The organism is Streptomyces sp. BoleA5 (genome assembly GCF_000373665.1).
In the GTDB taxonomy this organism is placed as follows: Bacteria; Actinomycetota; Actinomycetes; order Streptomycetales; family Streptomycetaceae; genus Actinacidiphila.
Map to the genome: position 1 here is coordinate 100966 of NZ_KB892098.1, position 21682 is coordinate 122647.

Annotated in this window: 21 protein-coding genes; 7 read left to right on the forward strand and 14 right to left on the reverse strand. The window is 73.6% G+C overall.

Translation table 11 applies throughout. From position 1 onward, the window contains the following. The first annotated feature begins 45 nt into the window (after positions 1-45). Both B085_RS0113780 and B085_RS0113785 read left to right on the forward strand, forming a co-directional pair. Positions 46-726, forward strand: a complete 681-nt coding sequence (locus tag B085_RS0113780; protein ID WP_018559150.1) for a GntR family transcriptional regulator — start codon at positions 46-48, stop codon at positions 724-726. Next, a complete protein-coding gene (locus B085_RS0113785; RefSeq protein ID WP_018559151.1) occupies positions 726-2030 on the forward strand; it encodes an MFS transporter in 1305 nt (434 codons plus the stop codon). Before B085_RS0113780 ends, B085_RS0113785 begins: the two co-directional genes overlap by 1 nt. Positions 2031-2045: 15 nt before the next feature. On the opposite strand, the gene B085_RS0113790 is transcribed toward B085_RS0113785, so the two are convergent. Then, a complete protein-coding gene (locus tag B085_RS0113790) occupies positions 2046-2876 on the reverse strand; it encodes a maleylpyruvate isomerase family mycothiol-dependent enzyme (protein ID WP_018559152.1) in 831 nt (276 codons plus the stop codon). A gap of 132 nt (positions 2877-3008) precedes the next feature. On the opposite strand from B085_RS0113790, the gene B085_RS0113795 reads away from it, so the two are divergent. From B085_RS0113795 to B085_RS0113805, 3 genes are all read left to right on the forward strand, one after another. Continuing rightward, a complete protein-coding gene (locus B085_RS0113795; protein ID WP_018559153.1) occupies positions 3009-3809 on the forward strand; it encodes a carbon-nitrogen family hydrolase in 801 nt (266 codons plus the stop codon). Between the two features lie 91 nt (positions 3810-3900). Next, entirely contained in the window at positions 3901-4269 is a 369-nt protein-coding gene (locus B085_RS0113800; protein WP_018559154.1) for a pyridoxamine 5'-phosphate oxidase family protein, read from the forward strand. Next, positions 4266-5294, forward strand: a complete 1029-nt coding sequence (locus tag B085_RS0113805) for a phosphotransferase (protein WP_018559155.1) — start codon at positions 4266-4268, stop codon at positions 5292-5294. Before B085_RS0113800 ends, B085_RS0113805 begins: the two co-directional genes overlap by 4 nt. A 31-nt stretch (positions 5295-5325) precedes the next feature. On the opposite strand, the gene B085_RS0113810 is transcribed toward B085_RS0113805, so the two are convergent. Continuing rightward, a complete protein-coding gene (locus B085_RS0113810; protein ID WP_026251017.1) occupies positions 5326-6876 on the reverse strand; it encodes a protein kinase domain-containing protein in 1551 nt (516 codons plus the stop codon). 245 nt (positions 6877-7121) lie between these two features. Between B085_RS0113810 and B085_RS0113815 the strand changes: the two genes are divergently transcribed. Beyond that, complete coding sequence (locus B085_RS0113815; protein WP_026251018.1) at positions 7122-8876, forward strand: protein kinase domain-containing protein; 1755 nt, start codon at positions 7122-7124, stop codon at positions 8874-8876. A gap of 106 nt (positions 8877-8982) precedes the next feature. Here the strand turns inward: B085_RS0113815 and B085_RS0113820 are convergent, their stop codons facing one another. From B085_RS0113820 to pdhA, 9 genes are all read right to left on the reverse strand, one after another. Further along, a complete protein-coding gene (locus B085_RS0113820) occupies positions 8983-9546 on the reverse strand; it encodes a bacterial proteasome activator family protein (protein WP_018559158.1) in 564 nt (187 codons plus the stop codon). Positions 9547-9663: 117 nt separating this feature from the next. Then, positions 9664-10020: a hypothetical protein gene (locus B085_RS42295; RefSeq protein ID WP_051102043.1), complete on the reverse strand. Its 357-nt coding sequence runs from the start codon at positions 10018-10020 to the stop codon at positions 9664-9666. A 74-nt stretch (positions 10021-10094) separates the two neighbouring features. Further along, positions 10095-11066 (reverse strand): NAD(P)H-quinone oxidoreductase, encoded by a 972-nt coding sequence (locus B085_RS0113830; protein ID WP_018559159.1) that lies wholly within the window; start codon positions 11064-11066, stop codon positions 10095-10097. Between the two features lie 10 nt (positions 11067-11076). After that, positions 11077-12147, reverse strand: coding sequence for a potassium channel family protein (locus tag B085_RS0113835; RefSeq protein ID WP_018559160.1), 1071 nt, complete (start codon positions 12145-12147; stop codon positions 11077-11079). Further along, on the reverse strand, positions 12144-13580 hold the full coding sequence (locus tag B085_RS0113840; protein WP_018559161.1) for a molybdopterin molybdotransferase MoeA: 1437 nt from the start codon (positions 13578-13580) through the stop codon (positions 12144-12146). The genes B085_RS0113835 and B085_RS0113840 overlap by 4 nt, the downstream gene beginning before the upstream one ends. Then, on the reverse strand, positions 13577-14491 hold the full coding sequence (locus B085_RS0113845; RefSeq protein WP_018559162.1) for an NTP transferase domain-containing protein: 915 nt from the start codon (positions 14489-14491) through the stop codon (positions 13577-13579). Before B085_RS0113845 ends, B085_RS0113840 begins: the two co-directional genes overlap by 4 nt. A gap of 28 nt (positions 14492-14519) precedes the next feature. Further along, positions 14520-15860: a dihydrolipoamide acetyltransferase family protein gene (locus B085_RS0113850; protein WP_018559163.1), complete on the reverse strand. Its 1341-nt coding sequence runs from the start codon at positions 15858-15860 to the stop codon at positions 14520-14522. After that, on the reverse strand, positions 15860-16885 hold the full coding sequence (locus B085_RS0113855; protein ID WP_018559164.1) for an alpha-ketoacid dehydrogenase subunit beta: 1026 nt from the start codon (positions 16883-16885) through the stop codon (positions 15860-15862). The genes B085_RS0113850 and B085_RS0113855 overlap by 1 nt, the downstream gene beginning before the upstream one ends. Next, on the reverse strand, positions 16882-17982 hold the full coding sequence (gene pdhA, locus B085_RS0113860) for a pyruvate dehydrogenase (acetyl-transferring) E1 component subunit alpha (protein ID WP_018559165.1): 1101 nt from the start codon (positions 17980-17982) through the stop codon (positions 16882-16884). The genes B085_RS0113855 and pdhA overlap by 4 nt, the downstream gene beginning before the upstream one ends. Before the next feature lie 149 nt (positions 17983-18131). Between pdhA and B085_RS42300 the strand changes: the two genes are divergently transcribed. Continuing rightward, complete coding sequence (locus tag B085_RS42300) at positions 18132-18674, forward strand: Lrp/AsnC family transcriptional regulator (protein WP_078619887.1); 543 nt, start codon at positions 18132-18134, stop codon at positions 18672-18674. A gap of 43 nt (positions 18675-18717) precedes the next feature. On the opposite strand, the gene B085_RS0113870 is transcribed toward B085_RS42300, so the two are convergent. Genes B085_RS0113870 through B085_RS0113880 form a run of 3 tightly spaced genes read right to left on the reverse strand, consistent with a single transcriptional unit; the run spans position 18718 to position 21626 of the window. Then, positions 18718-19452, reverse strand: coding sequence for an alpha/beta hydrolase family protein (locus tag B085_RS0113870; RefSeq protein WP_018559167.1), 735 nt, complete (start codon positions 19450-19452; stop codon positions 18718-18720). A 33-nt stretch (positions 19453-19485) separates the two neighbouring features. Next, a complete protein-coding gene (locus tag B085_RS0113875) occupies positions 19486-20103 on the reverse strand; it encodes a TetR/AcrR family transcriptional regulator (RefSeq protein ID WP_018559168.1) in 618 nt (205 codons plus the stop codon). Between the two features lie 2 nt (positions 20104-20105). After that, complete coding sequence (locus tag B085_RS0113880) at positions 20106-21626, reverse strand: 3-hydroxyacyl-CoA dehydrogenase (protein ID WP_018559169.1); 1521 nt, start codon at positions 21624-21626, stop codon at positions 20106-20108. Positions 21627-21682 lie beyond the last annotated feature (56 nt).

The following is a 21682-nucleotide window of genomic DNA, read 5'->3' on the forward strand; positions in this document are numbered from 1 at the left end:
CGCGCACCGCCTGTGCATACGTCTTGTATCTATGATGTGCGCATCATGACCCGAAGCCCCGTCGCGACCGCCGGCACCACCGCCGAGCAGGCCGCCAAGCAGCCACCCGCCGCCGAGCGGGTCTACACCCACGTCAAGCAGGCGGTGCTCGACCGCCGCTACGAGGGCGGCACCCTCCTGAGCGAGGGCGAGCTGGCCGAGGCGGTGGGCGTCTCGCGCACCCCCGTCCGCGAGGCCCTGCTGCGCCTGGAGGCCGAGGGCCTGCTGAAGCTCTACCCGAAGAAGGGCGCCCTGGTGCTGCCGGTCTCCGCGCAGGAGATCGCCGACGTCGTGGAGACCCGGCTGCTCGTGGAGCGCCACGCCGTGATGAAGGCGGTGCCGGCCCCGGAGCGGCTGCTGATCCGGCTGGAGGAGCTGCTGGACGAGCAGCGCGGCCACGCCGCCACCGGCGATTTGGCCGCCTTCGCGGCGGCCGACCGCTGCTTCCACGCGGAGATCGTGCGCGCCGCGGGCAACCGCATCCTCTCCCAGCTGTACGACCAGCTGAGGGACCGTCAACTGCGGATGGGAGTGGCCACGATGCACGCCGAGCCCGGCCGCATCGCCAAGAACGTCGCCGAACACACCGAGATCCTCGCGGCGTTGCGCGCGGGGGACAGCGCCTCGGCGGCCACGCTGGTCGAGCGGCACGTCAGCTGGGTGAGCCACCTGGCCCGGGGGGAGTAATGACGACGAGCGGCACCACCAGCGGTGAACCTCCCGGCGGCACCAGGGCGGTCGCCGTCTGGAGCATCGGCACCCTCGTCTACACGGTCGCGGTCGTGCACCGCACCAGCCTCGGCGTCGCCGGTATCGACGCCGCGGAGCGCTTCCACATCGGCGCCTCGGCGCTGTCCACCTTCTCGATCCTGCAGGTGCTGGTCTACGCCGGCATGCAGATACCGGTGGGCCTGATGGTCGACCGCCTCGGCACCAAGAAGGTGCTGAGCATCGGCATCGTCCTGTTCACCGCGGGCCAGCTCGGCTTCGCCCTCTCCCACGCCTACGGCCCGGCGCTCGCCGCCCGCGCGGTGCTGGGCTGCGGCGACGCCATGACCTTCGTGAGCGTGCTGCGGCTCGGCTCGCGCTGGTTCCCAGCCCGCCGCGGGCCGATGATCGCGCAGGGCGCCGCGCTGTTCGGCGTCGCGGGCAACCTGCTGAGCACCGTGCTGCTCGCGCGGCTGCTGCACTCCGTGGGCTGGACCCCGACCTTCGTGGGCACGGCGCTGGGCGGCGCGCTCGTCCTCGTCCTCGTGCTGGCCTTCATGAAGGACCACCCCGAGGGCTTCGAGCCGGCGCCCCCCGAGCACCCGGGGCGCGGTTACGTGAAGCGGCAGATCGCCGCCGCCTGGCGGGAGCCCGGCACCCGGCTGGGGATGTGGACGCACTTCACCACCCAGTTCTCCGGGATGGTCTTCCTGCTGCTGTGGGGACTGCCGTACCTGGTGGAGGACCAGGGGCTGTCCCGCGAGACCGCGGGCACCCTGCTGACGGTGGTCGTGATCGCCAACATGGTCTTCGGGATGCTCTTCGGCCAGATCATCGCCCGCCACCACGGGGCCCGGATGCCGCTCACCCTGGGCGTCGTCGGGGCGACCGCGGTGATGTGGGCGGTGGTCCTGGCCTGGCCAACGGACCACGCGCCGCTGTGGCTGCTGGTGCTGCTCTGCGTCGTGCTGGGCACCTGCGGGCCGGCGTCGATGATCGGCTTCGACTTCGCCCGCCCGGCGAACCCTCCCGAGCGCTTCGGCACCGCGTCCGGCATCGTCAACATCGGCGGCTTCACCGCCTCGATGGCCACGCTGCTGGCCATCGGCGTCCTGCTGGACGCGAGCGGCGACGACTACCGGGTGGCCTGGAGCAGCGTCTTCGTCCTCCAGGCCCTGGGCCTGGCGCAGATCCTGCGGCTGCGCGGCCCGGCCGCGCGGCTGGAGCGGCAGCGCATCGCCGTCAGCCGCGTCGAGAGCGTCCACGTCCCCGCCGGGACATGAACGCTCCCCCCGGCGTCACTGCGTGACGGCGATGTTCGCGAGGATCGCGTCGGCCAGCGACCGGTCGCCCTCGGTCTTGAGCCGGTCCTCCACGGCGGCCGCACGCGTGCGGCCGCAGGTCAGCCGGACGAAGGTCTCCCAGTCCAGGGTCAGCGTGACCGCGGGACCCAGCGAGACGCTGCCGTCGATCGAGCCGTGGCCCTCGGCGTCGACCCGGACCGTCCGCATGAACTCCAGTTCACCATGGACGTCGAACACCACAGCGGAGCCCGCCGGGGCGCCCGCGCGCTCGGCGACCACCTTCGGCAGCTCGGAGAGGATGTGGTCCCGGGCGACGACCGCGCCCGGCGAGTCGAGGTTGCCGGGCTCGCCCAGTGCCCTGCGCAGGTCCTGCTCGTGCACCCACACGTCGAAGACCCGCCACTTCAGCAGCTCCTCGAGGGTCGTCTCCCTGCCCATGGGTCCGCGGACGGTGTCCTGCGCGCCACGGGTCTCGTTCCGCAGCTGCCGGGAGCGGCGGATGATGGTGTAGTCGAGTTCGCCGACGACCTCCGGCGCGGTGTGGTGCCGCCGCTTGTCGACCGGCACCTCCACGTAACGGGCGTGCTCCGTGGTCATGTGCCGCAGGTCGCTGGGGAGCGTGTGGATCGGCCGGGGATCTCCGAGCAGCTCGCACTCGAACCCGATCACGTGCGACACGACGTCGCGCACGGACCAGTACGGGCACTCGGTCGGCCGGTTCCAGGCGCCCGCCGGAACGGGACGGACCAACTCGGCTATGGATTCTATGGAGTGGGTCCAGGCGTCGATGTACGGCTGGATCTGGCTGTGGACGGTGCCGGTCACGGGACCCCTCGACGGTCGGAGCGCGGTCGTGGTGTGCGCCTTAAATTACGCTGCGCAGTGACACCACGGGAGTGCTTTCGTGTGACGATCGTAGGCCCGCAAGAACGTGCCGAACTCATGGGCGGTGGTACTGTGCGCGTTTCCCTGCTCCAGATCGACGTCGACCCCGGCGAAGCGGTGGACGCCCGGCGCGAACGGGTCGCGTCGCTCGTCCGCGGACAGGCCGGGTCGGACCTGGTGGTCCTGCCCGAACTGTGGCCCGTCGGCGCCTTCGCCGCCGATCTTTTCCAGCCAGAGGCCGAGCCGCTGCGGGGTCCCACCGCCGAGGTCATGAGCGCCGCGGCGCTCGACGCGGGCGTCTGGCTGCACGCGGGGTCGATCGTCGAGCGCGCCCCCGACGGCGCGCTGTACAACACCTCGCTGCTCTTCTCCCCCGACGGCGAACTGCGCGCGACCTACCGCAAGATCCACCGCTTCGGCTTCGACCGGGGCGAGGCCGTGCTCATGAGCGCCGGCGACCGCATCGTCACCGGCGACGTCCAGGGCGTCCCCGTGGGCCTGGCCACCTGCTACGACCTGCGCTTCCCCGAGCAGTTCCGGCTGCTCGTCGACGCGGGCGCCACCGTCCTGGTCGTCCCGGCCGGCTGGCCCGCCCGGCGCCGCGAGCACTGGACGCTGCTGGCCCGCGCCCGCGCGATCGAATCGCAGGCCTACGTGCTGGCCTGCGGCACCGCGGGCACCCACGCCGGGGTGGAGCTGGCCGGGCACAGCGTCGTCGTCGACCCCTGGGGCGCCGTCCTCGCCGAGGCCGGGCCGGGAGAGGAGGTCCTCACCGCCGAACTCGACCCGGGCCTGGTGGCGAAGACCCGGGCGGACTTCCCGGTGCTGCGCGACCGCGTGCTGGGCCTGCCGGTGCCGGATTCGGCCGGTTGAGGCGGTATGGCCCCATCAGGGACCATCGGCCCCGGAGGTGGGGGCGGAGTGCTCTGCGCCTGCGGGGGGCCGGACCGGCAGGGTGGATCCCATGGAATTCGAGGGGCGCGCTGCGCTGGCGCTGCTGGGAAGGGTTCGGTACGGGCGGCTGGCGCTGACGCGGGGGGCCCTGCCGTACATCGCCGTGGCCCGGCACGTCGTCGCCGACGACTCCGTGCTGATCCGCACCGACCGCTCATGGGGTGTGGACGGCACGGTCGTGGCCTACCAGGCGGACGACCTCGAAGCTGGCTGGGCGGTGCAGTTCCTCGGGACGGCGCGCGCCTTCCACCCGTCGACGGCACAAGAGGCGCTCTTCGGCACAGATCGTCAAAACGATACAAGCCTGGAGCCGGGCCATGTGTACGTACGACTCGACCCGCGAGTCCACCACCGGAATGATCTAGCATCTGCCTGGTGATCGGGAGTTCGGCGACGGCGCCGCCCTCCGCCGGGACACTGGACACCCTGCTGCGCCGATACAAGGACGCCGGCGCCCCGCTGTCCTGCGAACCCGTTGCCCAGGGCTTACTGAACCGGGGATTCCGGCTGGCCACCACCAGCGGCCGCTACTTCCTCAAGTTGTACGTCGACAGCGCCACCTCCGACTCCGCCGTCATCGCCCGCCAGCACCGTGCGACCCAGCGGCTCGACGAGGTGGGCCTGCCCGTCGCGCCGCCGGTGCCGGACGCCGACGGGCGCACCGTCGCCGTGGTCGGCGGGCGCCGCTTCGCGCTTTATCCGTGGGTGGAGGGACGGCACCGCGAGGGCGGCGAACTCACCACCGCCGACTCCCGCCGCCTCGGCGCGCTGCTCGGACTCGTCCACACCACCCTGGCCCAGGTGCAGCCCGCCCCGGAGCCGGGCCGGCACGCCAGCGCCGACCCCGAACTGACCTACGCGCTGATCGCCGCGCTGCTGCGCCGGGTGCGCGCCCGCGCGCCGCGCGAGACCTTCGACGAACTGGCCGAGCACCGGCTGCTGGAGCGCCGCGCCCTGCTGGAACGTCACGCCCACCGCCGCCCGCCCGACGCCGCCGGCCCGGTGTCCGGATGGGTGCACGGCGACTTCCACCCGCTCAACCTGCTCTACCGCGAGGACGAACCCGTCGCCATCGTCGACTGGGACCGGCTCGGCGTGCGGCCGCGCGCCGAGGAGGCCGTACGGGCCGCCGTGATCTTCTTCGTGCAGCCCGGTGGCGCCCTGGACCTCGACAAGATCCGCGCGTACGCGGGCGCCTACCGCCGCGCCGCGGGCGTGGCGGAGGACGAACTGGCCGCCGCCGTGCACCGGGTGTGGTGGGAGCGGCTCAACGACTTCTGGATGCTGCGCTGGCGCTACGTCCTCGACGACCGCAGGACCGACCCCCTCTTCCCGGCCTCGTCCGCCCTGGTCGTCTGGTGGACCGCGGCGTACGAGGCCGTGCTGGAGGCCTTCACGGGCTGACCCGGAGGTCAGCGGGCCGGCCACCGGCCGGTCAGCCGCCCGTGACGCCGGCGTCCGCGGCGCCCTCGGTGCCGGCGGTACCGCCGCTCTCGGACGCGGTCGGCGTCGGCTCGCTCGGCGTCGGCGTGGGCGGCGCGGAACTGGCGGGGGCGCTCGGCTCCTTGGTCGGCGCCTCGGAGGTGGCGGGCGCCTCGGAGGTCGGCCGCGTGTAGGAGGGGGTCGAGTTGTACGACGGCTTCTCCGTGACCCCGCCGGTGCCTTCCTGCGTCTCCTGCGTGGAGTCGTCCCGGGTCGGCTGCGACGTCGGCTTCTCCGGCTGCGAATGCGTCGGCGTCACCTTCTCCGCCGGGGGCTTCTTGCCACCGGTCTGGGAGACGGCGAAGTAGATGCCGAGCGCGACCGCGAGCACCGCCGCGACCACGAACAGCGCCGGCTTGGCCCAGCGGCCGCCGCCGTGCGGGGGGCTCGCGCCGTTGTAGCCGTGGTCGCCGCCGTCGCCGCCGGGCGGCCCGAGCAGCAGCGGCGGCTGCAACTCCGCGGTGTTGTGCGGGTTCTGCTGTCCGTACTGCGGGGAGACGCCCATCGGCGCGGTCGGGGCGGCGTTCGGCGCGGGCACGTACCCGGTGTTCCAGGTGCCGGTGTGGCCACCGCGCTCGCTCAGCATGCCCAGCGCGTACTGGACGACGCCGCGCATCTCCTCGGCGGTCTGGAAACGGTCGTCCGGGTGCTTGGCGAGCGCGTGCAGCACCAGCCCGTCCAGCTCCGGCGGCACCCGGTCGCTGAGCTGGGACGGCGGGCGCGGCTCGTCCTGGACATGCTGGTAGACCACCGACAGCGGGGTCTCACCGGTGAACGGGGGCCGCAGCGCGAGGAGTTCGTAGAGCAGGCAGCCCGTCGCGTACAGGTCGGAGCGGGCGTCCACCGTCTTGCCGAGCGCCTGCTCCGGCGACAGGTACTGCGGGGTGCCCATGACCATGCCGGTCTGCGTCATCGTGGTCGAGGCGCCGTGCAGCGCCCGCGCGATGCCGAAGTCCATCACCTTCACCGCGCCGGTGTTGGTGATGATCACGTTCGCCGGCTTGATGTCCCGGTGGACGATGCCGTGCGCATGGCTGTAGGCCAGCGCCTCCAGCACGCCCGAGACGATGATGAGCGCCTGGTCGACCGGCGGCGGCTGGTCGGAACCCAGCAGCAGGTCGCGGATCGTGCGGCCCTCGACGAGCTCCATCACGATGTACGGCACGGTGCCGCCCGGCGTGACGTCCTCGCCCGAGTCGTACACCGCCACCACCGCATGGTGGTTGAGCCCGGCGACCGACTGCGCCTCGCGCGTGAAGCGGGCCTTGGACACCGGGTCCTCGGCGAGGTCGGAACGGAGCAGCTTGACGGCCACCGTCCGCCCCAGGCGCACGTCCTCAGCCGCGAAGACCTCGGCCATGCCGCCGCGTCCGAGACGCCCGGTCAGCCGGTAGCGGCCGTCGCCCACCAGGCCCGCGGCGCCCCACAGCTCGGGCGAGTCGGGCACGCCCCGGCCGTCGGCAGAGGGCTCGTCAGGGCCCCCGGCGGCTGTCGTCTGTGCCATCAGTCCTCGCCGTCGATCGTCGCCGTACAGGGTCCTCCGGCGCACCACGCTACCGCGTTCCGTGTGGGACGCGCTCCCGTGGCACCCGTGCCCCCGATGAAGGGATTCATACGCATCCGGTGACGAACAGGTCAACGAACTTGACCTGTCCAGGCCGTCGGGCAGACTGGGCTGGCAGGATCGGGACAACCGTCTTGTGCGTACGCGCGGTGCGCCCAGGGGGAACGTCAAGGGGACGGGTACGGATGAGCGGGGACGGCACGCGGGGGACTCATTCGGGGCGCTCGGTCGGTAACGGTCGCTACGTACTGCGCGACCTGCTGGGACAGGGTGGCATGGCCGCCGTGCACCTGGCACACGACACAGTGCTGGACCGTCCGGTGGCCGTCAAGACGCTGCACACGGACCTCGGCCGGGAGCAGTCGTTCCGCGAGCGGTTCCGGCGCGAGGCGCAGGCCGTCGCCAAGCTCAACCACACCAACATCGTCTCGGTCTTCGACTCCGGCGAGGACACCGTCGACGGCGCGCTCGTGCCGTACATCGTCATGGAGTACGTCGAGGGCAAGCCCCTGCGCGAGGTGCTCGACGAGGACGTCGCGCAGTTCGGCGCGATGCCCACCGAGAAGGCCCTGAAGATCACCGCGGACGTGCTCGCCGCGCTCTCCGAGAGCCACAGCATGGGCCTGGTCCACCGGGACATCAAGCCGGGCAACGTGATGCTCACCAAGCGCGGTGTGGTGAAGGTGATGGACTTCGGCATCGCCCGCGCCATGCAGTCCGGCGTCTCGTCGATGACGCAGACCGGCATGGTCGTCGGCACCCCGCAGTACCTCTCGCCGGAACAGGCGCTGGGGCGGGGCGTGGACGAGCGCTCCGACCTGTACTCGGTGGGCTGCCTGCTCTTCGAGTTGCTCACCGGGCGGCTGCCCTTCGACGGCGACTCCCCGCTGTCCATCGCCTACCAGCACGTGCAGGAGGTCCCGCCGGCCCCGTCGGCGCTCAACCGGGCGGTGCAGCCGGGCGTCGACGCGCTCGTCGCACGGGCCCTGAGGAAGAACCCGGCCGAGCGCTTCCCCACCGCCGACGCCATGCGCGACGAGGCGGAGCGGGTCGCGGCGCCGGGCCGCGGCGGGGCGACGACACCGCTGATCATCGGTGGCGGGCCGCGCCCGCGCGGCCGCGGTGAGGAGGTCTCCTCCGCGGTCTTCCCGCCGGTGCAGGGGGACCTGGGGACCCCGCCGCCGCACGTGCAGACCCCGTACCAGGCCCCGGCCCCGCCTCCGTACGCGCAGCCGCGGCAGCAGTCCCCGCAGCGCTGGGGCACCGGCGGTCAGGGGGGCGGCGCCCACACCCCGCCGCCCGGCCCCGCCTACGGCTACCCGCAGAACGCGCACGCGTCCCACCCGGCACACCCGCAGGCCGCGCAGCAGCACGCCACCCCGCCCTACACGATGCGCCCGGGCACCCCGGCGGGCGGCGGCCGCAGGGGAGGCGGCGCCTCGACGGCGGTCGTCGCCATCGGCGCCACGGTCGCCGTGATCGCGGTGGTCGCGGTCGTCATCATCGCCATGGCGATGGGCGAGCAGGGCGAGAAGGGTGACACCGGCGGCACTCCCACCTACGACTCCCGGCCCGGCGCCTCGGTCACCGCCACCGACCGCAGAAATACCCCCTCGCGCCCGGCGGACGACGAGCCCGCGCCGGGCGTCAGCCAGGCCGACCAGACCCGGACCATCGACGCCTCGCGCTGCTCCGAGGCCACCAAGAGCTACCTGGGCGACGACCCGGACGCCGTGGTGATGCCGGACTTCTTCACCAAGTACGTCGACTCGGTCAAGTCCTGCATGGACGCGGCCGGTTGGGACTACGAGATCAAGTACCGCAACGAGCAGATCTACGGGAAGGGCGCGGTCGTCGACCAGAAGCCCAAGACCTACGGCGCGTTCAAGCCGGAGAAGGACAAGATCACCATCTGGGTCTCCACCGGCCAGGGCGGCTGACCCCCGGCGTCCCCCGGACGCCCGCACGGCAACGACGGACGGCGGGTGACCCCATGGGTCCCCGCCGTCTGTACCTACGCGTACGTACCGTCCTGGTCCCGCCGGCTCACAGATACGGGCCCGTGCGGGCCCCGCCCGGAACGTTCCCCTCCTCGTCGCCCTCGTGGCCGACACCGGGCGGCAGCGCGCGGCGCATCTGCTCCAACTGGGCGCGGGCGGCCATCTGCTGGGCGAACAGGGCGGTCTGGATGCCGTGGAAGAGGCCCTCGAGCCATCCCACCAACTGCGCCTGGGCGATCCGCAGCTCGGCGTCGCTCGGCACGCCGTCCTCGGCAAAGGGCAGCGAGAGCCGCTCCAACTCCTCGACCAGCTCGGGGGCGAGCCCCGCCTCGAGCTCCTTCACGGAGCTGTGGTGGATCTCCTTCAGGCGCACCCGGCTCGCCTCGTCCAGGGGCGCGGCCTTGACCTCTTCCAGGAGCTGCTTGATCATGCTGCCGATCCGCATGACCTTCGCGGGCTGTTCGACCATCTCCGTCACGGGAACCTCGCGCTGCTCGTCGCCTTCTCCGGCGCGGTCGGCGTGTCCGCCGCCGCCGAGGGCCATCCCGTCCGGGCCGACGACCAGGACCTGCGGGCTCTCCTGCGACCGTTCGTTCATCGGCATCTCCATGCCGCCATTGTCGCGCACCGGCGCCTCTCCGGAATGTGTGCCCCCCACCACCCCGCGCTACCCCTCCCGGCCGCCGCCGTCCGCCGCCGGGCCGGCCCGGTGCGTGGCGCGAGGGGCTCAGCGGCCACGGCGCAGCCGCAGAGCGAGGAAGCCCAGTCCCAGCCCGATCAGCACCAGCCCCGCACCGAGCGGCAGCACTTCCAGCACCCGCCCCACCGGTGCCCGGACGGCGGCCGGTCCCTGGTCCTGCGGCTCCTCGACGTGGACGGGGAGGTTCGCCGGGGGCCGTTCCTCGCCGGTGCCCGTGGTCTGCGGCGGTTCCGCCCGCCCGGGGTGCCTGCGCCCCTCACCGGACTCGTTGCCCGCCAGCCCGGAGGACGCCGCCGGGTGGGGCGGGGGCGGCGCGGCCGCGCCGGTGACCAGGAGGGCGACTCCGGTCACCGTCGCCGCCACGACCACCTTCCGCAACTCCATGCTTCCAGCGTCACACGGAGCGTCACGAGCGGCCAGTCGTGCCCGCGGGGCCGTACCGGCCGTCCGGCGGCGGTTCAGAGCGTGAGCAGCACCTTGCCGACGTGGGTGCTGGCCTCGACCAGCCGGTGCGCCTCCGGCGCCTTGCGCACGGGGAGCGTGCGGTCCACGACCGGGCGCACCACCCCGGACTCCAGCAGCGGCCAGACGTGCTCCCGCACCGCCGCCACGATGGCCGCCTTCTCCTCCAACGGCCGTCCACGCAGAGAGGTCGCGGTGATCGCGGCCCGCTTGGCGAGCATCCTGCCGAGGTCGAGCTCTCCCTTGACGCCGCCCTGGAGCCCGATGACGGCCAGCCTGCCGTTGACCGCGAGGGCCTCGACGTTCCGGCCCAGGTACTTCGCGCCCATGATGTCGAGGATGACGTCGGCCCCGCCGAAGGCCTTGCGGACCTCGGCCGTGAAGTCCTGCTCGCGGTAGTTGATCCCGAGGTCCGCGCCCAGCTCGCGGCACTTGGCGAGCTTGTCCTCGCTGCCCGCGGTGACCGCGACCTTGGCACCGACCGCCTTGGCCAGCTGGATCGCCATCGTGCCGATGCCGCTGGAGCCGCCGTGGACCAGCAGCCTCTCGCCGGGACGCAGGTGGGCGATCATGAAGACGTTGGACCAGACGGTGCAGACCACCTCCGGCAGGGCCGCCGCCTCGACGAGTCCCACCCCCTTGGGCACCGGCAGCAGCTGCCCGGCGGGTACGACGACCTTGCCCGCGTAGCCGCCGCCCGCGAGCAGTGCGCACACCTCGTCGCCCACGGACCAGCCGCTCACCCCCGGGCCGAGGGCGGCGATTCGGCCCGAGCACTCCAGGCCCGGGTAGGGGGACGCGCCCGGCGGCGGGTCGTAGAAGCCCTGCCGCTGCAGCAGGTCGGCACGGTTGACGGCGGTCGCGGCGACCTCGACCAGCACCTCGCCCTCGGCGGGTACGGGATCGGGGACCTCGGCCCAGACGAGCGCGTCGGGACCGCCGGGTTCGGGGATGGTGATCGCATGCATATCGCCGACGCTACCCCTGCGGGACGTGCGACGGGTCGCCCTGACTCGTCCTGTGGATGACGATGAGCCGATCGGTCAACTGCAGCGGGCTCGCCTCGGGGTTGTCGTGGTCGAGCAGCCGGTGGCCGCGCTTGACGACCACCACCAGGTCACCGACCTCGCGCGGGTCGAGCCCGGCCTCCGCCTTGGTGACGGGGCGCTCGATCAGGTCCAGCCCGCTGCCGTAGCTGATCAGCTCCTCCATCACCTCGCCGGCGCTGGGGCTGAGCATCGACATCCCGAGCAGCCGGCCCGCCGCGCCGGAGCTGGTCACGACGGCGTTGGCGCCCGACTGGCGCAGCAGCGGGGCGTTCTCCTCCTCGCGCACGGACGCGACGATGTTGATCCGCTTGCTGAGCTGGCGGGCCGTGAGGGCCACCAGGACGGCGGTGTCGTCCCGTTGCGCGGCGATGATCAGCTCCTTGGCCCGCTGGATCTCCGCGCGCAGCAGGACGTCGTTGCGGGTCGCGTCGCCGGTGACGCCCGCGAACCCCGCGGCGACCGCGGACTCCACGGCCTTGGGGTCGGGGTCGACCACCACGATCCGCTGGGCCGGCACGCCGTGCCCGGTCAGCGTCCTGGCCGCCGAGCGGCCCTTGGTGCCGTATCCGACGATGACGGTGTGGTCGCGCACGGCGGACCTCCAGCGCTGCTGCCGGTACTGCTCGCGGGTGCGCTCGGTGAGCACTTCGAGAGTGGTGCCGACGAGGATGATCAGGAAGAGCACGCGCAGAGGCGTCACCAGGAGCACATTGGTCAGCCGGGCGCTCGCGCTGTACGGGACGACGTCGCCGTAGCCCGTGGTGGAGAGGGTGACGGTGGCGTAGTAGACGCAGTCCAGCAGCGACATCGAACCGCCGGCGTTGTCGTGGTAGCCGGCCCGGTCGATGTACACGATCAGTACGGTCAGCGCCATGACCAGCAGGGCCAGCACTAGCCGCCGGACCACCTGGCGCAGGGGCCCGACGGCGTTCTTGTGGGGCAGGTGCACGATGTCGGCGCCCGCCCGTACGGCGCCACGACCGCGGCCGGTGTCCCTCACAGCCGGCCCCAGCCCGTCTCCAGTACGGCCGTGCGGTCGCCCTTCACCGCCCCGCCGGGCGGCACGACGGCCATGCCGTCGGCCGCCGCGATGCCGCGGAGCATGGCCGGGCCGCTGAAGTGCAGCGGGGCCGCCTGCGACTCCTCGTCGAGGACCACCGGCACCAGGCGGGTGTCGGTGGGGTGGCCGTGCACGTCTCCGGTGAGCCGGGCCTCGTACGCCACCGGGGCCGGGCGGCCCGCGAGCGCGCGCAGCAGGGGGACGGCGAGGGTCAGCACCCCGGAGACGGCCGCCAGCGGGTTCCCCGGCAGACCCACCAGCCTTCCGCCGCCCGGCAGTTCGGCCAGCAGCATGGGGTGCCCGGGGCGGACCGCGACGCCGTCGACGAGCAACCGCGCCCCGATGCGCTCCAGTACGGGGTGGACGAAGTCCACCGGACCGCCCGCAGTGCCGCCCGTGGTGACGACGAGATCGGCGGTCGAGGCGGTGACGGCGTCCTGCAGCAGGCCGGCGTCGTCCTTCAGCCGCCGGGCGCTGACCGTGCCGGCCCCGAGCGCGGTGAGCCAGCCGGGCAGCAGCGGGCCGAGCGCGTCCCGCACCCGGCCGGCGCCGGGCGCGCCGGCGTCCAGCAACTCGTCGCCCAGGACGAGGATCTCCACCGACGGCCTCGCGGTGACGGCCAGTTCGTCGTAACCGGCCGCCGCCGCCAGGCCGAGCACCGCGGGCGTGACCAGTACCCCGGCGGCCAGCAACTCGTCGCCGCCGCGGCACTCCTGGCCGCGGGGCCGCACGTCCTGCCCTGGCCCGGGGCCGCCCCGCGTGGCGTGCAGCAGCCCGTCCGCGGTGGTCCGCCCGTGCTCCCGGCGCAGCACCGCGGTCGCGCCGGGGGGCAGCGCGGCGCCGGTGGCGATGACCGTGGCATGGCCGTCGAGCAGCGCGGTGGTGGACCGCTGCCCGGCCAGGACGCTGCCCTCCGTGCGCCACGGGCCGGGGCCCGCGACGGCCCAGCCGTCCATCGCGGAGGTGTCGAAGGAGGGCAGGTCCGTGAGCGCGGTCAGCGGTTCGGCCAGCGCGTGTCCCAGCGCCGCGTCGAGCGGCAGCGCCAGCCGTCCCAGCGGGCCCGCGGCGGACCCGGCGATGTGCCGGGCCCGCGGCCACGGCAGGTCATGGCGACCGCTGTGGGGGGAGCCGTGGGAGGAGCCGTGGGAGGCCCCACGGGCGGCGCCGTGGGTCTCGCCCCGGGCCCCGCCGTGGGGGCGGGGGTGGGACGACGCCGCGCCGTCGGGGCCGCCGCCTTCGGAAGGCGGCTGCGCGGGGTCGTGCCGGCCGACGGACCGCCCGTTGACCAGGGCCAGCGCCGCGTCCAGCTCGTCGTCGGCGGCGTCCCCGGCACCGGTGTCGCGGGCACCGCCCGCCGCACCCGGCAGGTTCATGCGCCCGGGTCCCCGCTCTCCGCTTCCTTCGCCCACCGCTCGGCCAGCGCGGCGGCGCGCCTGGCGGCCTCCGCGACGGCCTGCTCGCCGCCGCCCGCCGTGGCCGCCGCGTAGCCCACCAGGAAGGTGGTCAACGGCGCGGCGGGGCGGTCGACACCGTGCGCGGCGTCCCGGGCGAGGTCGAGGAGCATACGGATGTCGACGTCGAGATCGATGCCGAGTTCGGACTTGGCTGCGGTGATCCATTCATCCAACACGCCCCCATGCTCCCTGATACGGGCCCGCGCTGTGGAGAGGTCGTCCCAGGTGTCGCAGTCGAAGGAGGCCTGCCCTGTGGGGTCGGGCAGCCTCCGCAGGGCCAGTTCACCGGTGAGCAGACGCAACGGCAGCCCGGTGAGGGTTCCGTGCTCGGCGGCGATCAGCGCCAGGTGGTGGCGCAGTGCCTCCGTGCGGTAGGCGGCCGCCAGCGTCTGGTCGCGGCCGTCGGGGTCGGTGAGCACGACCCCGTCGTCGCCGTCCGCGCCGCTGCGCAGGTCGGCGAGCAGGGCGTCCGCCGTGGCACGGGACAGGAACGGCAGGTCGGCGGCGAGCACCAGCACGACGTCCGCGGTGACCTGGCGCAGCCCGGCGGCGAGCGCGGGCAGCGGGCCCCCGCCCGGCGGTTCCTCGCGGGCCCAGGCCACCGGGCGGACGGTGGGGCGGCGCGGGCCGACGACCACAGTGGTGGCCGCGCCCGCGCACGCGTCCAGGACACGGTCGATCAGCGCGCGACCGGCGACGGGCAGTCCCGGCTTGTCGGCCCCGCCGAGGCGCCTGGCGGCGCCGCCGGCGAGGACGACCGCGTCGTGGGGCCGCTCGTACGACGAAGGCGGCGATGGGTGGTCCCGCGGCTCATGCGGCTCCGGAGTCATGCCCGGAGTATCGCCCACCGTGATGTGTTCACACCGCCCGGAGCAGTACCGCCGGTTGTTCCACGCAGTCCGCGACGAAGCGGAGGAAGCCGCCCGCCGTGCCGCCGTCGCACACCCGGTGGTCGAAGGTGAACGACAACTGGACCACCTGGCGCACCGCCAGCTCGCCCTGGTGCACCCACGGCTTGGGGGTGATCCGGCCGACGCCGAGCATCGCGGCCTCGGGGTGGTTGATGATCGGCGTGGAGCCGTCGACACCGAACACGCCGTAGTTGTTGAGCGTGAAGGTGCCGCCGGTCAGCTGGGCCGGGGTCAGCGCGCCGGAGCGGGCCGCCTCGGTGAGCCGCCCGATCTCCGCCGACAGCTCCTCGGTGCTGCGCCGGTGGGCGTCCCGCACGACCGGCACGACCAGACCGCGATCGGTCTGCGCCGCGAAGCCGATGTGCACCTCCGGCAGCACGACGATCTCGCCGCGCCCGGTGTCCACCGTGGAGTTCAGCTCCGGGTAGCGGGCGAGGGCCGCCGCGCAGATCCGCGCGAACAGCGCGAGGACGGAGACCTTGGGACCGCCCGCGGCGTTCATCGCCGCCCGTGCCGCGAGCAGTTCCGTCGCGTCGGCGTCCACCCAGCAGGTGGCGTCGGGGATCTCCCGCCGGCTGCGGCCGAGCTTCTCGGCCACGGCGCCGCGGATGCCGCGCAGCGGGATGCGGGTGCCCTCGGCCGGGGCCGCGGACGCCGCGGGGGCGGCCGCGGTGACCGGCGCCGTGGACACGGCCGTGATGGCCCGCTCCACGTCGGAGCGCAGGATCAGCCCGTCGGGGCCGGAACCCGTCAGCACGCGCAGGTCGAGACCGTGCTCACGGGCCCGACGCCGCACGAGCGGGGAGATGACGGCCACCGGACCCTCGTGCCGGACCGGCACGGCGGCCACCGTCGCGGAAGCGGGCACCGGAGCCGGAGCGGGCGCGGGGGCGGATGCGGCGGGCGCGGGGACACCCGGCGCCGGACGCACCCGTCGGCGGCGGGCCACGGGGCCGCTGGTCCCGTAGCCGACCAGCACGTTGCCGGACCCGGAGTCGCCGTCGGCCGGGGCGGCCGGGGCGGCGGGCGTCTGCCCGTCGGGGGAGCCGACGGCGACGGTCAGCAGCGGCCGCCCGACGTCGAGGGTCTGGCCCTCCTCGCCGAAGCGTGCGGTGACCACGCCGCCGTAGGGGCAGGGCACCTCGACCACGGCCTTGGCCGTCTCGACCTCGACGACCGGCTGGTCGATGGCGACGACGTCGCCGACCCGCACCATCCAGCGCACGATCTCGGCCTCGGTCAGCCCCTCACCCAGGTCGGGGAGGGCGAACTCGCGGACGACGGCCATCACGCCTCCTCCCACTGCAGGCGCCCGACCGCGTCGAGGATGCGGTCGACACCGGGCAGGTGGTGCCGCTCCAGCATCGGCGGCGGGTAGGGGATGTCGAAGCCGGCGACCCGCAGGACCGGGGCCTCCAGGTGGTGGAAGCAGCGCTCGGTGACCCGGGCGGCGATCTCGGCGCCCACGCCACCGAAGCCGGAGGCCTCGTGGACGACGACCGCGCGGCCGGTGCGGCGCACCGAGGCGCTGACCGTCTCGTCGTCGAAGGGCACCAGGCTGCGCAGGTCGACGACCTCCAGGTCCCAGCCCTCCTGCACGGCGGCCTCGGCCGCCTCCAGGCAGACCGGGAGCGACGGGCCGTAGGTGATCAGGGTGGCGGAGCGGCCGGCGCGGCGGACGACGGCCCGTCCGATGGGGGCCACCTCCTCCGGCGCGTCCGCCGACCAGTCGGCCTTGGACCAGTACAGCCGCTTCGGCTCGAGGAAGACCACCGGGTCGTCGGAGGCGATCGAGGCCCTCAGCAGCCCGTAGGCGTCCGCCACCGTGGCGGGGGTGACGACGTGCAGGCCTGGGGTGTGCGCGTAGTAGGCCTCGGACGCGTCGCTGTGGTGCTCGACGCCGCCGATGCCGCCGCCGTAGGGCACGCGGATGGTCAGCGGCAGCGGCATGGCGCCGCGCGTGCGGTTGCGCATCTTGGCGACGTGGCTGACCAGCTGCTCGAACGCCGGGTAGGCGAAGGCGTCGAACTGCATCTCGACCACGGGGCGCATGCCGTACATCGCCATGCCCACGGCCGTGCCGAGGATGCCGGCCTCGGCGAGCGGGGTGTCGGTGCAGCGGCTGTCGCCGAACTCCTTGGCGAGGCCGTCGGTGATCCGGAAGACACCGCCGAGGGTGCCGATGTCCTCGCCGAAGAGGTGGACGGAGGGGTCCTCGGCGAGGGAGTCGCGCAGCGCGCGGTTGAGCGCCTGGGCCATGGTGGCCGGCTTGCGTCCGGCGGCCACGGGGGTCGCGGTGGTGGCGGTGCTCATGACTGTGCCTCGGCCTCCAGCTCGGCCCTCAGCATCGCGGCCTGCTCGCGCAGCTGCGGGGTGGGCTCGGCGTAGACGTGTGCGAACAGGTCCATCGGGTCGAGGACCGCCTCCTCGTTCATCCGCTCGCGCAGCGCGGCGGCCATCCGCTCCGCGTCCTGCTCGGTCTCGCGGACCGTCGCCTCGTCGAGCAGGTCGCGCTCGCGCATCGCGCGTTCGAGCACCGCGATCGGGTCGTGCTCGCGCCAGGCCTCGACCTCGGCGTCCTCGCGGTAGCGGGTGGCGTCGTCGGCGTTGGTGTGGGCGTCCATGCGGTAGGTGATCGCCTCGACCAGGGTCGGCCCGCCGCCCTCGCGGGCGCGGGCCACGGCCTCGGTGAGCACGGCGTGAACGGCCGCGATGTCGTTGCCGTCGACGAGCCGGCCGGGGATCCCGTAGCCCACGGCCTTGTGGGCCAGCGACGGGGCGGCGGTCTGCTTGGCGAGCGGCACCGAGATGGCGAAGCCGTTGTTCTGCACGAGGAAGACGACGGGGGAGCGCCACACGGCGGCGAAGTTCAGCGCCTCGTGGAAGTCGCCCTCGCTGGTGCCTCCGTCGCCGACCATGGCGAGCGCCACCACGTCGTCGCCCTTGAGCCTGGCGGCGTGCGCCAGGCCGACGGCGTGCGGCAGCTGGGTGGCCAGCGGAGTGCTGAGCGGGGCGACCCGGTGCTCGCGCGGGTCGTAGCCGGTGTGCCAGTCGCCGCGCAGCAGCGTCAGCGCCTCGACGGGGTCGACGCCGCGGGCGACGGCGGCGAGGGTGTCGCGATAGCTGGGGAACAGCCAGTCCCGGGGCTCGAGGGCGAGCGCCGCGGCGACCTCGCACGCCTCCTGGCCGGTGCTGGAGGGGTAGACGGCGAGCCTGCCCTGCTTGGTGAGCGCGGTGGCCTGCCGGTTGTAGCGGCGGCCGCGCACCAGCTGTCCGTACATCGTGGTCAGCAGTCCGGCGTCGAGCGCACCTGCCTCGGGGGTGCCGAGCAGTCGGTACGGCTCAGGGTCGGGCAGCAGCGGCGCCGGGTCGGTGCGGGGTTGCCAGACGTGCTGGTCCAGGACGGTCATCGCGAGCACCTCCTCGTGGGCGTGTTCGATCGGTGGAGCGGGTATCGCTCCCCTACCGATTGTTCGGTCGCCGGAGGCATTTTGGCTACAGGTGCGTCCTGCCTGTGGACAAACGGTTCTCCACACCCTGAGATGGAGCCAGTACGTCCATGCTAGGGAGGCTCGGGGGCGTGACGGATTCCCAAATTTCTCGGGGCGGGGCCCCGGGACCGCAGGCAGCGGCACCGGACACCGGTCCGGCGGCGGTGCGTCCGCTGGACGCCATCGACCGCGCGATCCTGCGCTACCTGCAGGAGGACGGCCGGGCGTCCATACGGTCGGTGGCGGAGCACGTCCATGTGTCCCGCGCCAACGCCTACGCCCGGATCAACCGCCTCATCGAGGACGGGGTCATCCGCGGCTTCACGGCCCGGGTCGACCACGAACGCGCAGGTCACGGGGCATCCGCGTACATCACTCTGAAGATCGTGCAGAACTCCTGGCGCACCGTGCGGGAGAAGCTTCTGGAGCTTCCCGGGGTCGCCCACATCGCCCTGGTGAGCGGGGACTTCGACGTGCTGCTGCTCGTCCACACCCCCGACAACCGCAGCCTGCGGGAGCTGGTGCTGACCCGCATCCAGGCGGTGCCGGAAGTGCTCAGCAGCCGCACGCTGCTGGTCTTCGAGGAGACCGACCGGGTGCTGACCGACTGACGCCGGCCCCGTCCGCGGATCCGCCCGCCCATCCTCCGCCCGGCTATCCGGCGTACTTCTTCAGGAAGGCCGTCACGGTGGCCCAATTGGGGTCGTAGGTGAGCATGCCCACGCCGTGCTGGGGTCCGCCGACGATGTCGAGCCGGTTCTCGGCCGCCTTCTTCGTGGCCTTGCTCAGCGCCTCGGTCGACTCCGCGAACGCCGTGTCGCCCGCCGCCGCCATGTAGAGCACGGGCACGGTCAGCCGGGGCACCGCGGAGCTCGCGTCCATCGTCCCGTAGGTCTCGGGTGCGGAGAGCGAGACCACGGCGTCGACCGGCGGGTCGGCCGACGCGGCACCCTCCAGCACGGCCGTGCCGCCCTTGGAGGCGCCCATCAGCAGCACGTGCCGCGCGCCCTTGGCGCGCAGGAACGCCACGCCGCCCACGACCTCGGGCACCTCGCTGCCGTTGGAGTCGACGACCAGGACGCGGTAGCCGTCCTTCACCAGAAGGCCGGCCTGCGGCATCCACTGGCACATGTCGCCGTCCGCCTGGTGCATCAGCAGGACGGCCGTGTCGCCCCTGCCGCCGAGCCAGGCGTCCACGGGGTTGCCGCCGGTGTCGTCGTAGCCGACGGAGCCGGCCTTCGCCTGCGCGGCCGTCAGGCATCCGAAGTCCTCCGGCGGTGCGGCGTCGGCGGCCCGCCCGTCGCCGTCGCCGTCACCGCCTCCGCACCCGGCGAGCAGCAGGACGGCCGCCGAGGCGGCGCACAAACGGGCACGCAAGGTGAGGGCCATGACCCTGAGCGTGACGGTTGGTCTGGACCAGCGTCAAGAGACGCGCAACCCGTCGAAGGCCAGCCGCACGACGGCGTCCACGACCGCGGCGTCGTCGTGCTCCCTGGTACCGGCCGCGTGCGGCTGGTACCACTCGACTATGGAATTGATCATTCCGAAGAGCAGCCTGGTCGCGAGCCTGGGCTCCACGTCACCTCGCAGGTCCCCCTCCGCGACGGCCGACTTCAGCAGGTCGGCGACCCGGTGGTCGAACTCCCTGCGGCGCTCCATGGCCGCCCGCTCGGCCGTGGTGTTGCCGCGCACCCGCAGCAGCAGCGTGACGTAGGGCAGCTCCGCCATCAGCACCTCGGTGGTGCGGCGCGTGACGTACTCCAACCGCTCCACGGCACGCCCGCCGCTCGCCCCGGGCTCCGCCAGGATGCCGAAGAGCCCGTCCAGGGCACGGCCGACGGCGCGCTCCAGGAGCTCCTCCTTGCCCCGCACATGGTGGTAGATCGAGGACTTGGAGATGCCGGCGGCCCGTGACAGGTGCTCCATGGACGTGCCGTCGTAACCGCGCTCGATGAAGACCGCCACTGCCACGGCCAGCAGCGAGTCCGGGGTGTACGTGTCCCTCTTGGGGGCGGAGCCGTCGCGCTGTGCCATGGTCATGATTAGAGCAGTCTCCCCTCGACCGCCGCGCGGCGGTTCAGCGGACGGGACGGCGCGTACCGCCCGCCGGGGTACGCCTGGTGCAGGTTGCGCAGCACCTCGCGCACCCACTCGAAGCCCAGTTCCTCGCCCCAGGCCAGCGGACCGCGCGGGTAGTTCACGCCCAGCCGCATCGCGGAGTCGACGTCCTCCGGCGAGGCCACCCCGCGCGCGACCGCGTCGGTGGCGAAGTCCACCAGCATCGCCACGGTACGGGCGACGATCATGCCCGGGACGTCCTCGATGACGCTGACCTTCTTGCCCAGCGCCTGGAACAGGCCGATCGCCGCCTGCATGGTCTCCGGGCGCGCGGAGTCGGACGGAGCGAGGGCGACCCGGGTGGCCACCCGGTAGTCCAGCGCGAGGTCGAACTGCACGTAGTCGACGGCCGGGCCCGTGGTGGCCGGTCCGCCGTCCGCCAGGTAGAGCCGGCCGCCGCCGGGCAGCTCGATGAACCCGTCGTCCGGGTCGGCGACCTCGCCGTCCAGCACCTCGATCCCCGCCTCGGCGATCAGCCTGGGCAGCACCGCGGCCGGGCCGCGGCCGCTCATGCACACGGTGACCTCGGCGGGCGGCTTCTCCGGCCCGGCGGTGTGGGGGGCCGCGGCGGCCGCGCCCTCGGCGTGGTCGTACCAGCCGTGCCCGCTCTTGCGGCCGAGCCGCCCGGACTCCACCAGCCGCCGCTGGGCGAGCGAGGGAGTGAACCTGGGGTCCTGGAAGAAGGAGTCCCACACCGAGCGGGTGACGGCCTCGTTGACGTCCTGGCCGATGAGGTCGGTGAGTTCGAAGGGGCCCATCCGGAAGCCGCCGCTCTCCCGCAGCACCGCGTCGATGGTGGCGGGGTCGGCGACCCGTTCCTCGTGGAGCCGGAAGGCCTCGGCGTAGAAGGGGCGCGCGACCCGGTTGACGATGAAGCCGGGGGTGTCGGTGCAGCGCACCGGCGTCTTGCCCCAGGTGGCGGCGGTGTCGTACGCGGTCCTGGCGGCCGCCTCGTCCGTCGCGGCGCCGGAGACCACCTCTACCAGCGGGAGCAGCGGGGCGGGGTTGAAGAAGTGCAGGCCCACGAAGCGCCCCGGAAGGCGCAGCGCGCCGCCCACGGCGGTCACCGACAGGGAGGAGGTGTTGGTGGCCAGCAGGCAGTCCTCGCGGACCACCGACTCCAGCGCCGTGAAGAGCTGCTGCTTGGCGCCCAGGTCCTCCAGGATCGCCTCGACGACGAGCGACACGCCCGCCAGTTCCTCGATCTCGCGGACGGCCGAGAGCCGCCCGCGGGCCGCGTCGCGCTCGCCGGCGGACAGCCGGCCCTTCTCCACCAGCCGGTCCAGCCGTTCCCCTATGGCCCGCTCGGCCTGCTCGGCCCGGCCCGGCCCGGCGTCGTAGAGGCGCACGGGATGCCCCGCCACCAGTGCGACCTGGGCGATCCCCTGGCCCATCGTCCCCGTGCCCACCACCGCGACCGTGCTGGATCGGTCAAGAGCGCTCATCGCCGCCACTGCTCCTCGCCGGTTGTCCACAGCTTGGGTCGGCCCCCTTGTCCCGA